This window comes from Pseudomonas sp. Root569 (genome assembly GCF_001427465.1).
In the GTDB taxonomy this organism is placed as follows: domain Bacteria; phylum Pseudomonadota; class Gammaproteobacteria; order Pseudomonadales; family Pseudomonadaceae; genus Aquipseudomonas; species Aquipseudomonas synxantha.
The window spans coordinates 443,968-458,413 of the sequence record NZ_LMGQ01000012.1; the positions used below are offsets into that span (position 1 = coordinate 443,968).

General features: G+C 61.9%; 12 protein-coding genes. All 12 read right to left on the reverse strand.

What is annotated here, in order from left to right:
• Positions 1-60: 60 nt before the first annotated feature.
• Positions 61-1,566, reverse strand: coding sequence for an amidophosphoribosyltransferase (gene purF, locus ASD70_RS13755; protein WP_015884965.1), 1,506 nt, complete (start codon positions 1,564-1,566; stop codon positions 61-63).
• 41 nt (positions 1,567-1,607) lie between these two features.
• Positions 1,608-2,165 (reverse strand): CvpA family protein, encoded by a 558-nt coding sequence (locus tag ASD70_RS13760; RefSeq protein ID WP_005789751.1) that lies wholly within the window; start codon positions 2,163-2,165, stop codon positions 1,608-1,610.
• A gap of 249 nt (positions 2,166-2,414) precedes the next feature.
• Complete coding sequence (locus ASD70_RS13765) at positions 2,415-3,074, reverse strand: SPOR domain-containing protein (RefSeq protein WP_043051727.1); 660 nt, start codon at positions 3,072-3,074, stop codon at positions 2,415-2,417.
• Entirely contained in the window at positions 3,058-4,365 is a 1,308-nt protein-coding gene (folC, locus tag ASD70_RS13770; protein WP_056846720.1) for a bifunctional tetrahydrofolate synthase/dihydrofolate synthase, read from the reverse strand. The genes ASD70_RS13765 and folC overlap by 17 nt, the downstream gene beginning before the upstream one ends.
• A complete protein-coding gene (gene accD, locus ASD70_RS13775) occupies positions 4,362-5,282 on the reverse strand; it encodes an acetyl-CoA carboxylase, carboxyltransferase subunit beta (RefSeq protein WP_032888267.1) in 921 nt (306 codons plus the stop codon). The genes folC and accD overlap by 4 nt, the downstream gene beginning before the upstream one ends.
• Before the next feature lie 242 nt (positions 5,283-5,524).
• Positions 5,525-6,157, reverse strand: coding sequence for a phosphoribosylanthranilate isomerase (locus ASD70_RS13780; RefSeq protein WP_056846721.1), 633 nt, complete (start codon positions 6,155-6,157; stop codon positions 5,525-5,527).
• A gap of 64 nt (positions 6,158-6,221) precedes the next feature.
• Positions 6,222-7,046 (reverse strand): tRNA pseudouridine(38-40) synthase TruA, encoded by an 825-nt coding sequence (truA, locus tag ASD70_RS13785; RefSeq protein ID WP_046068935.1) that lies wholly within the window; start codon positions 7,044-7,046, stop codon positions 6,222-6,224.
• A 230-nt stretch (positions 7,047-7,276) separates the two neighbouring features.
• A complete protein-coding gene (locus ASD70_RS13790; RefSeq protein WP_056846722.1) occupies positions 7,277-9,802 on the reverse strand; it encodes a FimV/HubP family polar landmark protein in 2,526 nt (841 codons plus the stop codon).
• 161 nt (positions 9,803-9,963) lie between these two features.
• Positions 9,964-10,974, reverse strand: coding sequence for an aspartate-semialdehyde dehydrogenase (locus ASD70_RS13795; protein ID WP_056846723.1), 1,011 nt, complete (start codon positions 10,972-10,974; stop codon positions 9,964-9,966).
• A gap of 244 nt (positions 10,975-11,218) precedes the next feature.
• The gene (gene asd / locus ASD70_RS13800) at positions 11,219-12,331 is read right to left on the reverse strand and encodes an aspartate-semialdehyde dehydrogenase (protein WP_017138739.1); all 1,113 of its coding nucleotides are present in this window, start codon (positions 12,329-12,331) and stop codon (positions 11,219-11,221) included.
• A 64-nt stretch (positions 12,332-12,395) separates the two neighbouring features.
• Positions 12,396-13,478, reverse strand: coding sequence for a 3-isopropylmalate dehydrogenase (gene leuB / locus ASD70_RS13805; protein ID WP_046068938.1), 1,083 nt, complete (start codon positions 13,476-13,478; stop codon positions 12,396-12,398).
• Between the two features lie 54 nt (positions 13,479-13,532).
• Positions 13,533-14,297 carry a class I SAM-dependent methyltransferase gene (locus ASD70_RS13810; protein ID WP_056846724.1) on the reverse strand — a complete coding sequence of 255 codons (765 nt, stop codon included), beginning with the start codon at positions 14,295-14,297 and terminating at the stop codon, positions 13,533-13,535.
• Positions 14,298-14,446 lie beyond the last annotated feature (149 nt).

Below are 14,446 nucleotides of genomic sequence, written 5' to 3' on the forward strand. Positions count from 1 at the left end.
GACTCCTTACTCAATACTTTATTTAAGATACAAAACCGGCCCCTCAGGGCCGGCTGTTACTCAGTTGTTATACAGGTCGATGATCGCGCTGACCGCCTGGGTCTTGATCTTCGACGAGTCGTTGCGCGCCTGCTCGATCTTGTTCAGGTAAGCCTCGTCGACATCGCCGGTCACGTACTTGCCGTCGAACACTGCACAGTCGAACTGGTCGATCTTGATCTTGCCACCGCCGACCGCTTCGATCAGGTCTGGCAGGTCCTGGTAGATCAGCCAGTCGGCGCCGATCAGGTCGGCCACGTCCTGGGTCGAACGATTGTGTGCGATCAGCTCATGGGCGCTCGGCATGTCGATACCGTACACGTTCGGGTAACGCACCGCAGGCGCTGCGGAGCAGAAGTACACGTTCTTCGCCCCTGCTTCGCGGGCCATCTGGATGATCTGCTTGCAGGTGGTGCCACGCACGATGGAGTCGTCCACCAGCATCACGTTCTTGCCACGGAACTCAAGCTCAATGGCGTTGAGCTTCTGGCGCACCGACTTCTTGCGTGCAGCCTGGCCAGGCATGATGAAGGTACGGCCAATGTAGCGGTTCTTGACGAAGCCTTCGCGGAACTTGACGCCCAAATGGTTGGCCAGTTCCAGGGCAGCGGTACGGCTTGTGTCCGGAATCGGAATGACCACGTCGATATCATGCTCAGGACGCTCGCGCAGGATCTTCTCGGCAAGCTTCTCGCCCATGCGCAGGCGCGCCTTGTAGACCGAAACGCCGTCGATGATCGAATCCGGACGCGCCAGGTAGACGTGCTCGAAGATGCACGGGGTGAGCTTCGGCGCCACGGCGCACTGGCGGGTGTGCAGCTTGCCGTCTTCGGTGATGTAGACAGCCTCGCCCGGTGCCAGGTCGCGGATCAGGGTGAAGCCCAGTACATCCAGGGACACGCTTTCGGACGCAATCATGTACTCGACGCCTTCGTCGGTGTGACGCTGGCCAAACACGATCGGACGGATGCCGTGGGGGTCGCGGAAACCGACGATGCCATAACCGGTGACCATGGCCACTACCGCATAGCCACCGACGCAACGGTTGTGCACGTCAGTCACGGCGGCGAATACATCTTCTTCGGTCGGCTGCAGCTTGCCGCGCTGGGCCAGCTCGTGGGCGAACACGTTGAGCAGCACTTCCGAGTCGGAACTGGTGTTGACGTGGCGCAGGTCAGATTCGTAAATCTCCTTGGCCAATTGTTCAACGTTGGTCAGGTTGCCGTTGTGCGCCAAGGTAATGCCGTAAGGCGAGTTGACGTAGAACGGTTGAGCCTCGGCCGAGGTCGAGCTTCCGGCAGTCGGGTAGCGCACATGGCCAATGCCCATGTGCCCGACGAGGCGCTGCATGTGACGCTGATGGAACACGTCACGCACCAGGCCATTGTCCTTGCGCAGGAATAACCGGCCGTCGTGGCTGGTCACAATACCGGCAGCGTCCTGGCCGCGGTGCTGGAGGACGGTTAGCGCGTCATACAGCGCCTGATTGACGTTCGACTTACCGACGATACCGACGATGCCACACATGCGACGCAACCCCTACTTAATGAATCTTGACTGAACACAGCTTACTGAGGCGTTTGCGCCGGCAAGAGGTGTTCCTTGAACGGAAGATCAGCGGGTACGCTGATTCCGCTGGCCAGCCACTGACTGCTCCACCCCAGGATGAGGTTCTTGGACCAATCTGCAACCAATAGAAATTTTGGCACGAGTACCGACTCCTGCCACCACGAATCCTGCTGTACCGGCCCCAGGCTCAACAGCCCGACCGCCACGACCACCAGCAACGCGCCACGCGCAGCGCCGAAGGCCATGCCGAGAAATCGATCGGTCCCGGAGAGGCCGGTGACACGTATCAACTCGCCAATAAGATAATTGACCATTGCCCCCACCAGCAGCGTGGCGATGAACATGATGGCGCAGCCCGCGATGACGCGAGCCGAAGGTGTCTCTATGTATCCAGCCAGGTAGACCGACAGTGAACCACCGAACATCCAGGCTACGACTCCTGCGATGATCCAGGTCAGCAACGACAGTGCTTCTTTTACGAAGCCGCGGCTCAGACTGATCAAAGCGGAGATGGCGACGATGGCAACAATCGCCCAATCAACCCAGGTAAATGGCACAGTGCAGCCTACGTACGGATAAGGCGGCGCATTTTAGCAGAGCGCCGGGCGATGGGTAAGCTGTGATTGCGGGTGCTTTGCAAATCAATAGATTGGGCGGTATGAACGCCATTTCAAGCCCAGCATAAACCACTGTGGGAGGGGGCTTGCTCCCGATAGCGATGGATCAGTCAATACAACTGACACTGACCCACCGCTATCGGGAGCAAGCCCCCTCCCACATTTAGATTGCATTACTGCCTGCTTGAATCAGCCGCGCTCAGGCTGGAAGCGCACCACAAACCCATTGAGGTTCTGCTGGCGCCCCAACAAGTCCCGCAGGCGATCAGCCTCGGCACGCTCGATCAGCGGCCCGACAAACACGCGATTCTTGCCGTCAGCACTACGGATATAAGCGTTATAGCCTTGGGCACGCAGCTTTTTCTGCAGAGCATCGGCACTTTCGCGATTGGCCAGGCTGGCCAGCTGGATCGACCAGCTGATCGGCAGGCCATTGGGGTCGATGCGGCTCTGGCCCACGTCCGGCTTACCCGGTGCGGCAGGTTGCGGCGCTACCGGCTTGGGCGCCGGTGCAGGCGCAGCTGGTTTGGCGGCGACTGTCGGGGCCGGTGTCGGCTTGACCACCGGCACACTCGGCTGCACCGGCATCGAAGGCGCCTCTTGCGCGGCGACCTCCTCGTCAGTCGGCACGGGTTCTTCCTCTGGCAAAGCCTGCGGTTCAGGCACCACCACCGGCTCGACCTGAACCTGAGGCACCACGGGCGCCTGGGGTGCAGCAGGCGCCTCAACCACGACCTGGCGCTGCTCATCCTGGCGGGAGAACAGCATCGGCAGGAAAATCACTGCCAATGCCACCAACACCAGGGCTCCGACCATTCGCTGCTTGTATGCGCTATCCAGTAATGCCATGTGCAGCTTCCTCCGTGGAGCGCCGGGCCAACCATTCGAGCGCCTCGGCGACACAATAAAATGATCCGAACAACAGGATTTCGTCGTCGGCGGTCGCTACCGCACACTGAGCCTCGAGGGCAGCGGTGACGCTTGCATACGACGCCACAAGCGCGCCAAGGTTCTGCAACGCAACTTCCAGCTCAACCGCCGGGCGGCTACGCGGCGTATCCAGCGGCGCAACGGCCCAAGACTGAACGCTGCCCAGCAACGGCGCAACCACGCCGTCGAGGTCCTTGTCGGCCAACAACCCGAACACGGCAAGGCGACGACCGGCCGGTGGCGTGCGCGACAGACGCTGCGCCAGGTAGTGGGCAGCATGGGGGTTATGCCCCACATCCAACAACAGGTTCAGGCGTTTGCCTGCCCAGTCGAAGGCGCGACGATCCAGGCGCCCGACCACTTTCGTGGCTTGCAACGTCTGGGCAATCTGCGCGGCATCCCAACGCAGGTCCAGCAGCAAATACGCTTGCAGCGCCAGCGCGGCGTTTTCCATCGGCAGGTTCAGCAGCGGCAGATCCAGCAGCTCTACCGCCTTGCCACGCGCATCACGCCCGCGCCATTGCCAATGGGAAGCACCGATTTCAAGATTGAATTCGCGACCGCGCAGGTAGAATGGGCACTCCAGTTCGCGCACCTTGTCCAGCAAGGGTTGCGGCGGATCCAGGTCGCCACACAGCGCAGGCCGGCCCTGGCGGAAGATCCCGGCCTTTTCATACGACACCGACTCACGGGTATCGCCCAGGTAGTCGGCGTGGTCGACACCAATGCTGGTGACCAACGCCAGGTCGGCATCCACCACATTGACCGTGTCCAGGCGCCCGCCGAGGCCGACTTCCAGCACCACCACATCCAGTTGCGCACGCTCGAACAGCCAGAACGCCGCCAGGGTGCCCATCTCGAAATACGTCAGGGAAATATCGCCACGCCCGGCATCCAGGGCAGCGAAGGCTTCGCATAACTGTTCGTCGGTGGCTTCGACACCATTGAGCTGCACGCGCTCGTTGTAGCGCAGCAGGTGCGGCGAGCTGTACACGCCGACTTTCAGGCCCTGGGCCTGCAACAGCGCGGCGACAAAGGCACAGGTGGAGCCCTTGCCGTTGGTGCCGGTCACCGTGATCACACGCGGTGCCGGCTGACCCAACCCAAGGCGGGCCGCTACCTGTTGCGAGCGCTCCAGGCCCATGTCGATGGCGGACGGATGCAACTGCTCAAGGTAGGCGAGCCATTCGCCCAGGGTACGCTGGGTCATAGGTTTGCAGGCACCGGCGGCACGACGATTGGCTCGACTTTAGGCGCGACGTACACAGGGGTCGGCAGGCCCATCATTTGCGCCAGCAGATTGCCCAGGCGTGGGCGCAGTTCGCCACGTGGAATGATCAAGTCGATTGCGCCATGCTCCAGCAAGAATTCGCTGCGCTGGAAGCCTTCCGGCAGTTTCTCCCGCACGGTTTGCTCAATCACTCGCGGGCCGGCAAAACCGATCAGCGCCTTGGGCTCGCCGACGATCACATCACCCAACATCGCCAGGCTGGCGGAAACGCCGCCGTAGACCGGGTCGGTCAGTACGGAGATGAACGGGATGCCCTCTTCACGCAGACGCGCCAATACCGCCGAGGTCTTGGCCATTTGCATCAGGGAGATCAAGGCTTCCTGCATACGCGCACCACCGGAGGCGGCGAAGCAGATCATCGGGCAGCGGTTTTCCAGGGCGTAGTTGGCAGCGCGTACGAAGCGCTCGCCGACGATGGCGCCCATGGAACCGCCCATGAAGGAGAACTCGAAGGCCGAGACCACCACGGGCATGCCCAGCAGCTTGCCGCTGACCGAGATCAGCGCGTCTTTCTCACCGGTCTGCTTCTGCGCAGCGGTCAGGCGGTCCTTGTATTTCTTGCCATCGCGGAACTTGAGGCGGTCGACCGGTTCCAGGTCAGCGCCCAGTTCGTTGCGGCCGTCGGCATCCAAAAAGATGTCGATGCGCGCGCGCGCGCCGATACGCATGTGGTGGTTGCACTTGGGGCAAACGTCCAGGGTCTTTTCCAGTTCCGGGCGGTACAGCACCGCGTCGCAGGATGGGCACTTGTGCCACAGACCTTCAGGAACCGAGCTTTTCTTCACCTCGGAACGCATGATCGAAGGGATCAGTTTGTCTACTAACCAGTTGCTCATGCTTTCTTTCTCCAGTACCGGTGGCTTGAACACAGCCCCGCGTATGCCCTTGAGCTAAATTCATATGTGGCGATGATACCTGCGGGACGGGGTCAGACGTTCGACCTGCCATTTCCTGCCGTATCCTCAGCCTTCCAGACAACCTGCCAGCGCAGGGTTGCCACTTCATTTCCGGCCCACCACAGGCGGCGCCGGGCTGTTTTACACAGTGGTAGTTATGGACGGCGGCAGACTGCCAGCCGTCACATCCCACCACTGCTGTTGCGCACGGCCTGCACAAATGCGCGAATCTTGCCATGGTCCTTGACGCCCTTGGCCTGCTCTACCCCGCCGCTGACATCCACCGCATAGGGTCGGACCTGGACGATTGCCGCCGCGACATTGGCCGGATTGAGCCCGCCGGCAAGGATGATCGGCTTGCTCAGGCCCGCAGGAATCAGCGACCAATCGAACGCCTCGCCCGTGCCGCCCGGTACGCCTTCGACGTAGGTGTCCAGCAGGATCCCGCGAGCACCGGCATAGGCTGCGCACGCAGCGGCGATATCGTCGCCGGCCTTGACCCGCAGCGCCTTGATGTAAGGGCGCTGATAGCTGTCACACTCCTCTGGCGTTTCATCACCGTGAAACTGCAGCATGTCGAGCGGCACGGCATCCAGGGTTTCGTTGAGCTCGCAACGGCTGGCATTGACGAACAAGCCCACCGTGGTCACGAATGGCGGCAGCGCGGCGATGATTGCCCGCGCCTGCAACACATTCACCGCCCGCGGGCTCCTGGCATAAAACACTAAACCGATGGCATCCGCCCCCGCCTCGACTGCCGCGAGCGCGTCTTCTATGCGGGTAATCCCGCAAATCTTGCTGCGAACGGCTGGCATATCGTAGGAACCTCAGGGTTTGGACCGTGAAAGTCCCGGATGGTAACAAAAGCTTTTCCAGGCGTCAGCCGCCAAGTTCGCTGAAACCTGTGAGGAAGTGTGGACCGATAAAGCGTTCCGGCAATTGGAACTCGTCGCGGTACTCCACATCCACCAGATACAGGCCAAACGGATGTGCCGTAACGCCGCCCGTGCGACGAATGCGGCTTTCCAGCACTTCCTTGGCCCACTCCACCGGGCGCTCGCCGGTACCGATGGTCATCAGTACGCCGGCAATGTTGCGCACCATATGATGCAGGAAGGCCCCGGCGCGGATATCCAGCACGATCATCTTGCCGTGCCGGGTGACCCGCAGGTGGTGGACCTCCTTGATTGGCGACTTGGCCTGGCACTGGCCGGCGCGGAAGGCGCTGAAGTCATGCACACCCACCAGATGCTGCGCGGCCTCGGCCATGCGCTCGGCATCCAGCGGGCGATGGTTCCAGGTGATTTCTTCGTTGAGGTGCGCCGGGCGGATCTGATCGTTGTAGATCACGTAGCGGTAACGCCGGGCGATGGCCTTGAAGCGTGCATGAAAGTGCGCCGGCATGACCTTGGCCCAGCTCACACTGACGTCATGGGGCAAATTGATATTGGCGCCCATCACCCATGCCTTCATTGAACGCTCGGCCTGGGTGTCGAAATGCACCACCTGGCCACAGGCGTGGACACCCGCATCGGTACGCCCGGCACACATCAGCGACACCGGCGAATCAGCGACTTTGGACAGGGCGTTTTCCAGGGTTTCCTGCACCGTTGGCACGCCAGAAGCCTGGCGCTGCCAGCCGCGATAGCGCGAGCCTTTGTATTCCACGCCCAGGGCGATGCGGTAAAAGCCTGCGGCCGCCATTTCGGCGGCCGCGTTATCTATATTTGCCAAGAACTGAGAGCCTGATGAGTTGCGCAAAGGCGGGCATTATAAAGGCGCCGGATGCGTGGCGGGCGTTTTGTTATGGATCGATGCCAAACAAATGAGGGAGGGGGCTTGCTCCCGATAGTGGAGTATCAGTCAACAGGTTCATTGACTGAGCCACCGCTATCGGGAGCAAGCCCCCTCCCAAACTGTTACAGCGCCTGGCGTTAGATGCGGCCGAGCATTTCCTTGGCTTCGCTACGCTGACCTTCATCACCCTCGGTCAACACTTCAGACAGGATGTCCTTTGCACCGTCCGCATCACCCATGTCGATGTACGCCTGGGCCAGGTCCAGCTTGGTGGCGACCTCATTGGTGCCCGAGAGGAAGTCGAATTCCGGCTCATCACCGCCCAGCGCCGCATCTTCTGCGGTGAAGGAAGGCTCGATGGGCGGATGTTCCAGGCTCTGGGACAAGCGGTCCAGTTCGGCGTTGACATCATCCAGCTCCGACGAAAAGGCGTCGGGCTTGGCTGCGGGGGCGTTCGGTTCATCTGCCAGAGACAGGTCGAAGTCTTCCGGCAGTTCGAATTCGTCCAGTGCGGCGGGTGTCAGTGTGGGTGGATCTACCGGCGGCACATCCGCCACCTGCCCTTCGAGCCCCGAAAGGAAATCGTCATCGGACTGCGACGCCGGCGGCTCCAACTGCAGGTCCAGGTCGAAGTCCGACAGGTCCTGCGCATCAGGCTTGGCTGCGGTCTGTTGCTGCAACAGCGCCTCAAAGGTTTGCTGGTCTTGCGCGATCTCGGCCGGTGAAGCGGCCTCCAGATCATCCAGGCTCAGGTCGAAATCGGTATCGAGCGCGGCCGCATCCGCCTGAGGCGTCGGAGCCGGCTTATCGTCGAGCAGGTCCTTGACGTATTGCGCATCCAAGGCTGCGGCGGCCACTGCGGCACTGACACCCGCGGCCAACACGGCCATGGCCGGGAAGCGCGCCTTCAGCTGCTCGACTTGGGCATGGTTCTCACCGTTGGCCACCAATTGGCGCTCCTGGGTGACGAAACCGTCCTTGTCGTTCTGCAGGCCGTAGACTTCCATCAGCTTCAAGCGCAGGTCGCTGCGCTTGGGCTCGTGCTTGATGGCTTGCTCGAGCACATCAGCCGCCTGGTTCAGGTGACCACGGTCGATATGGGACTGGGCTTGCGCCAGGGCATCGCTGGAGTTCTCCTGGGCCACGGCCACAGCCAGCGGCGCGAGCACAGAGGCAACAGTCGGCACGACTACGGGCTCAACCACCGGGGCAGGCGCTGGAGCGGTCGCCAGCTTGACGCTCGGCGGCGGTACTTCAAGGCCTTCGAAACTGTCGGGCGGCAGGTCCTGGTCAATGTTGGAGGTGAACTCAGGCTCTTCGGCCAACGCCCGAGCCATGCGCAGGTGTTTTTCTTCTTCGCGGCGGGCATTGCGATGGCGCGCCCACAGCAGCAAGAGCAGCAGCACCACCAGGATGGCTGCGCCGCCAATGATGCCAAGCACAATCGGGTTGGTCAGCAGGTCGTTGAACTTGCCTTCGGTGCTGGCAGGCGCTGCAGCCGGCTTGACCGGTTCAGGGGCAGGTTCAGGTGCCGGAGCCGCCACGGGCGCCGCAGGTGTTGCCGGCGCTGCCTCGGGCTCGCCGGCCAGCTGCGCAGGCATAGCCGCCGTCGCCGGCTCACCTTTTTCAGCCTGCAAGCGGGCGAGCTGGTCATTCTTCAGTTGAATCAGCTTTTGCAGCTTGTCCAACTGGCTCTGCAAGTCGGCGGCGCGGCTTTTCAGTTCTTCGTTATCGCGGCGCGTGGTGTCCAGCTCTTCCTGGGTCATCGCCAGTTTGTCGCTCAGGGCGCGGCTGTCAGCGGCCTTGCCCTTCACGCCTTTCTTGGCGGACTCGGCCGAGACCAGGCTCAAGTTGTCCTGGGCCGAGGTGCTCGACGGCGCATTGCCGGCCTGGGTGCGTTTGGTCGCATCCAACTGCGCCTTGCCGGCCACTTGGCCTTGAGGGGTACGGCGGCCTTGGCGCCAGGCGGCGTTCTGCGCGCTTACTTCGGCAATCGCTTGCGGTTGCGCCAGCGCAGTGCTTTGTGTGGCATCCGGCAGGCGCAGGACCCGGCCAGTTTTCAGACGGTTGATATTGCCGTCGACAAAGGCATCAGGATTGAGCGCCTGAATGGCCAGCATCGTCTGCTGGATCGAGGCACCATTGCGATTCTTCGCCGCAATTTCCCACAAGGTGTCGCGGGAGGTGGTGGTGTGCTGGGCCGGCTGGCTGACCGCGGGCGCAGTGCTGGCCGGCGCGCTGGCAGTCGGGGCCGGCTGGTCGAACTTGGCCGGGTCGAGCAGCACGCTGTAGTCACGCATCAGGCGGCCGTTGGGCCATTGCACCTGCATCAGGAAACGCACATAGGAATCGGGCAGCGGCTTGCTGGAGGTCACCCGCACGACGCTGCGACCTTCGGGGTTGATCACCGGCGTGAACGTCAGGTCATCGAGAAACGCCTGGCGGTCGACACCCGCATCCACGAAAGCCTGGGCCGAAGCCAGGCTTGGCGTGATCTCGGACGCCGTGAGGCCGCCCACGTCGCGCAATTCGATTTCCACCGACAGCGGCTGGTTCAACTTCGACTTGAGGGTCATCTCCCCAAGTTGCAGCGCCTGCGCCATACCGGAGGTCAGCGCCGAGGCGGCCGCTATTGCTAACACCAGTTTGCGAACTTGAACCATAGCCTCATCCTTTGTTTGAACACTCCCCGCCCTGCGAGAAGGTTGGTAACCGCTGCCATAAGGCATGGCGAGCCGATAGGTTACCGACGCGCTTGTGTTCCACTTGGGGCCAAGCATAGCGCCTGGCTAGAATCAATCTACAAATTGCCGCCAAGTATCTTTTACACAAGGCCTTTTATCAACAACTGCGCCAATTCCACGGCGTTCAGGGCCGAGCCCTTGCGTACGTTATCTGACGTCAGCCACAGATTTAGTTCCGCGGGGTCGTCTACACCTGCGCGGACTCGTCCTACGTATACAACGTCCTGGCCGACGGCGTCGCCTACAGCCGTTGGATAATCGCCCTCCTCGACCAGCTCGATAGCCGGCGCCGCCTCGAGGGCGCGGTTCACCGCGACCAGATCGACCGGCGCGGCCAATTGCAACGACACAGTCAGGCTATCGCCAAAAAACACCGGGGCTTGAACGCAGGTTGCGGAAATCTTTAGCAAAGGTGTTTCCAGCACGGCACGCAACTCATGTACGAGACGTTTCTCCAGCTCTGTATGACCCTGGGCATCTGGGGCACCGACTTGTGCCAACAGATTGAAAGCCATTTGCCGGTCGAAGAACTTCGGCTCCAGCGGACGCACGTTCAACAGCTCGGCTGTCTGGCGGGCCAACTCGCTGACGGCTTCGCGGCCCTGGGCGGAGACCGCCAGGTTGGCGGTGACACTGACCCGCTGGATGTCCACCAAGCCACGCAGCGGCGCCAGCACCGTCGCAAGGTAAGTGGCGCAAGGGCTTGGGCTGCAGAGCTGGAACGGCTTTTTCAAACCCTCCAGCACATGGGCGTTAGCCTGCGGTACAACTTGCGGCGCCTGCTCGGCCGGCAGTGCGCCGGACAAGTCGATCACCGAACAACCGGCGGCCGTGGCACGCGGGGCGAAGCTCAGGGTCACCGCTGGGCCCGCCGCAAAGAACGCAAGCTGCGCCTTGCTGAAGTCGAACTCGTCGACCTCCTTGACCCGCACGTTCTTGCCACGAAACGGCACCGAAGCCCCCGCCGAGTTACTGCCCGCCAGCAAATACAAGGTGCCCACCGGGAAATTCAGCTCTTCAAGGATCTGCACCAGGGTTTCGCCAACGGTGCCGGTGGCGCCGATCACGGCGATTTCAAAGGTCTGGGTCATGGAGGTTGCCTCGGGCGTTACGGGGGAGCGGCACTTTACCGGGTGGTTGGGGGTGAGGCAATTAGCCTGGGCCTTGTGGTGTGGCTGATGGCCCAATCGGGGGCAAGCCCCCTCCCACATGTTGATGTATGAACGCATTCAAATGTGGGAGGGGGCTTGCCCCCGATTGGGCCCGAAAGACCAACAAAAAACCCGCGCCTGTCACCAGAACGCGGGTTTCTCTTACTACCTTAAGCTTAAGCGATCAACGTTCCAGCAAGATCCGCAACATGCGACGCAACGGCTCAGCCGCGCCCCACAGCAGTTGGTCGCCGACGGTGAACGCGCCAAGGAACTGGCTGCCCATGTTCAGCTTGCGCAAGCGGCCCACCGGCACATTCAGGGTGCCGGTGACCTTGGTCGGGCTCAGCTCCTGCATGCTGATATCGCGGTTGTTCGGCACCAGCTTGACCCAAGGGTTGTGCTGGCTGATCAGCCCTTCGATATCGGCGATCGGCACGTCTTTGTTCAGCTTGATGGTCAGCGCCTGGCTGTGGCAACGCATGGCGCCGATGCGTACGCAGATGCCGTCCACCGGGATCGGGCTCTTGAAGCGCCCGAGGATCTTGTTGGTCTCGGCCTGGGCCTTCCACTCTTCGCGGCTCTGGCCGTTGGGCAGTTCCTTGTCGATCCACGGGATCAGGCTGCCGGCCAATGGCACACCGAAGTTCTCGGTCGGGTAAGCATCGCTGCGCATGGCTTCGGCCACACGGCGGTCGATGTCAAGGATCGCACTGGCCGGGTCGGCCAGTTGATCGGCGACCGCAGCGTGGGTCGCGCCCATCTGCTTGATCAGCTCGCGCATATTCTGCGCGCCGGCGCCGGAGGCCGCCTGATAGGTCATGGCGCTCATCCACTCGACCAAACCGGCCTCGAACAAGCCGCCCAGTCCCATCAGCATCAGGCTGACGGTGCAGTTGCCGCCGACGTAGTTCTTGGTGCCGGCATCCAGTTGCTGGTCGATGACCTTGCGGTTGACCGGGTCCAGGATGATCACTGCGTCGTCCTGCATGCGCAGGCTCGAGGCGGCATCGATCCAGTAACCCTGCCAGCCGGCTTCGCGCAGCTTGGGGAAGACTTCGCTGGTGTAGTCGCCACCCTGGCACGTCAGGATCACGTCGAGGGTCTTCAACTCTTCAATGCTGTAGGCATCCTTGAGCGGGGCTATATCCTTGCCCACGGACGGCCCTTGGCCACCTACGTTCGAAGTGGTGAAAAACACCGGCTCAATAAGATCGAAATCCTGCTCTTCCAGCATCCGCTGCATGAGCACGGAACCGACCATACCGCGCCAACCGATCAGACCTACACGTTTCATCGCAACTACACCTTGTTAAAAAGTGGGCCGCCTTGCAGCAACAACTGCAAGCGGGCCCGAGAGATTACAGATTCCGCAGCGCGGCGACTACTGCGTCGCCCATTTCTTGCGTACCGACCTTGGTGCAACCCTGTGACCAGATGTCACCGGTACGCAGGCCCTGGTCAAGCACCAGGCTGACGGCTTTCTCGATCGCGTCCGCCGCATCAGCCAGGTTGAAGCTGTAACGCAGCATCATCGATACCGACAAAATGGTCGCCAACGGGTTGGCAATGCCAAGGCCTGCGATATCCGGCGCCGAACCGTGGCACGGCTCGTACATGCCCTTGTTGTTGGTGTCCAGGGACGCCGACGGCAGCATGCCGATGGAACCGGTGAGCATCGAGGCCTGGTCGGACAGGATGTCGCCGAACAGGTTGTCGGTGACGATCACGTCGAATTGCTTGGGCGCGCGCACCAGCTGCATGGCGGCGTTGTCGACATACATGTGGCTCAGTTCGACGTCCGGGTAGTCCTTGGCGACCTCCTCGACGATTTCGCGCCACAGTTGGCTGGAGGCCAGTACGTTGGCCTTATCCACCGAACAGACCTTCTTGCCACGCACGCGGGCCATGTCGAAACCGACTCGGGCAATACGGCGGATTTCGCTCTCGCTGTACGGCAGGGTGTCGTAGGCCTGGCGCTCGCCATTTTCCAACTCACGCACACCTCGTGGCGAGCCGAAATAGATACCACCGGTCAGCTCACGCACGATGAGGATATCCAGGCCTGCCACCACTTCCGGCTTGAGGCTCGAGGCGTCGGCCAGCTGCGGATAGAGGATCGCCGGGCGCAGGTTGCCGAACAGGCCCAGTTGCGCACGGATTTTCAGCAGGCCGCGCTCGGGGCGGATGTCACGGTCGATCTTGTCCCATTTCGGCCCGCCCACGGCGCCGAGCAGCACGGCGTCGGCCGCACGGGCGCGGTCCAGGGTTTCGTCAGCCAGGGGCACGCCATGCTTGTCGATGGCAGCACCGCCGATCACGTCGTGGCTCAGCTCGAAGCCCAGGCTGTATTTGCTGTTGGCCAATTCCAGGACCTTGACCGCTTCGGCCATGATTTCCGGGCCAATACCGTCGCCAGGGAGAATCAGAATCTGCTTGCTCATGCGTTCCTCATTTCATCAAGCGACCCGCCCGCGGGCAGGTCGGGAAAAATCCAATCAGCGCTCGGCAAACACCACCAGCACGTCGGTGCTGAAGGTGCCGTCGGCCTGTATTTCGTAGTAATCACGCACTTCCTGGCCCATCGCCTGTTGCAGCTCAAGGATTGCCGTTCGCAACACCTCTGGCGTGCGCATGCGCTCAACCCACGAGGTGTATTCCAGGCGCAGACGCTGGCGGCTGCTGTTGCGCACATGCAGACCGGACTCGCTGAGCTGCTGCATCCACTCGGCGGCGGAGTAATCACGCACGTGACTGGTGTCGCGCAGCACTTCGACGGTTTGCAGGTAAGTGTCCAGCAATGGGCTGCCCGGTGACAAGACATCGACAAACGCCGCCACGCCACCCGGCCTGAGCACTCGGCGTACTTCGCGCAGGGCCAGGCCGAGGTCGCTCCAGTGGTGGGCCGAATAACGGCTGAACACGAAGTCGAACTCGCCATTGGCAAAGGGCAGGCGTTCGGCGGCGCCGTGTACGGTACGGATATTGTCCAGGCCGCGGTCAACCGCAGCCGCGGCAACCACATCGAGCATTTGCTGGGACAGGTCGTAGGCCACCACTTCGTTGACCAAGGGTGCGACATGGAAGCTCACATGACCGGCACCGCAGCCCAGGTCCAGCAGTCGTGCAGCGCCCTGCCCGGCCAGCTCGGCCTGGAGCAGCGCGAATTCGGTGCCCTGGGCGTGCACGGCACTGCTCAGGTAGGCCGAGGCTTGTTCGCCGAATTGCTTTTGCACGACTTGGGTGTGGGCGGTGGTGGTCATGGGGGATTCCTCAATGGACCTTGTGGTGTTTGTTCTGGCCCTATCGGGAGCAAGCCCCCTCCCACATTTGATCGCATTTCAAACTGGAGGAACTGGGTCAAATGTGGGAGGGGGCTTGCTCCCGATAGCGGCGGCCCTGCCTACATCAA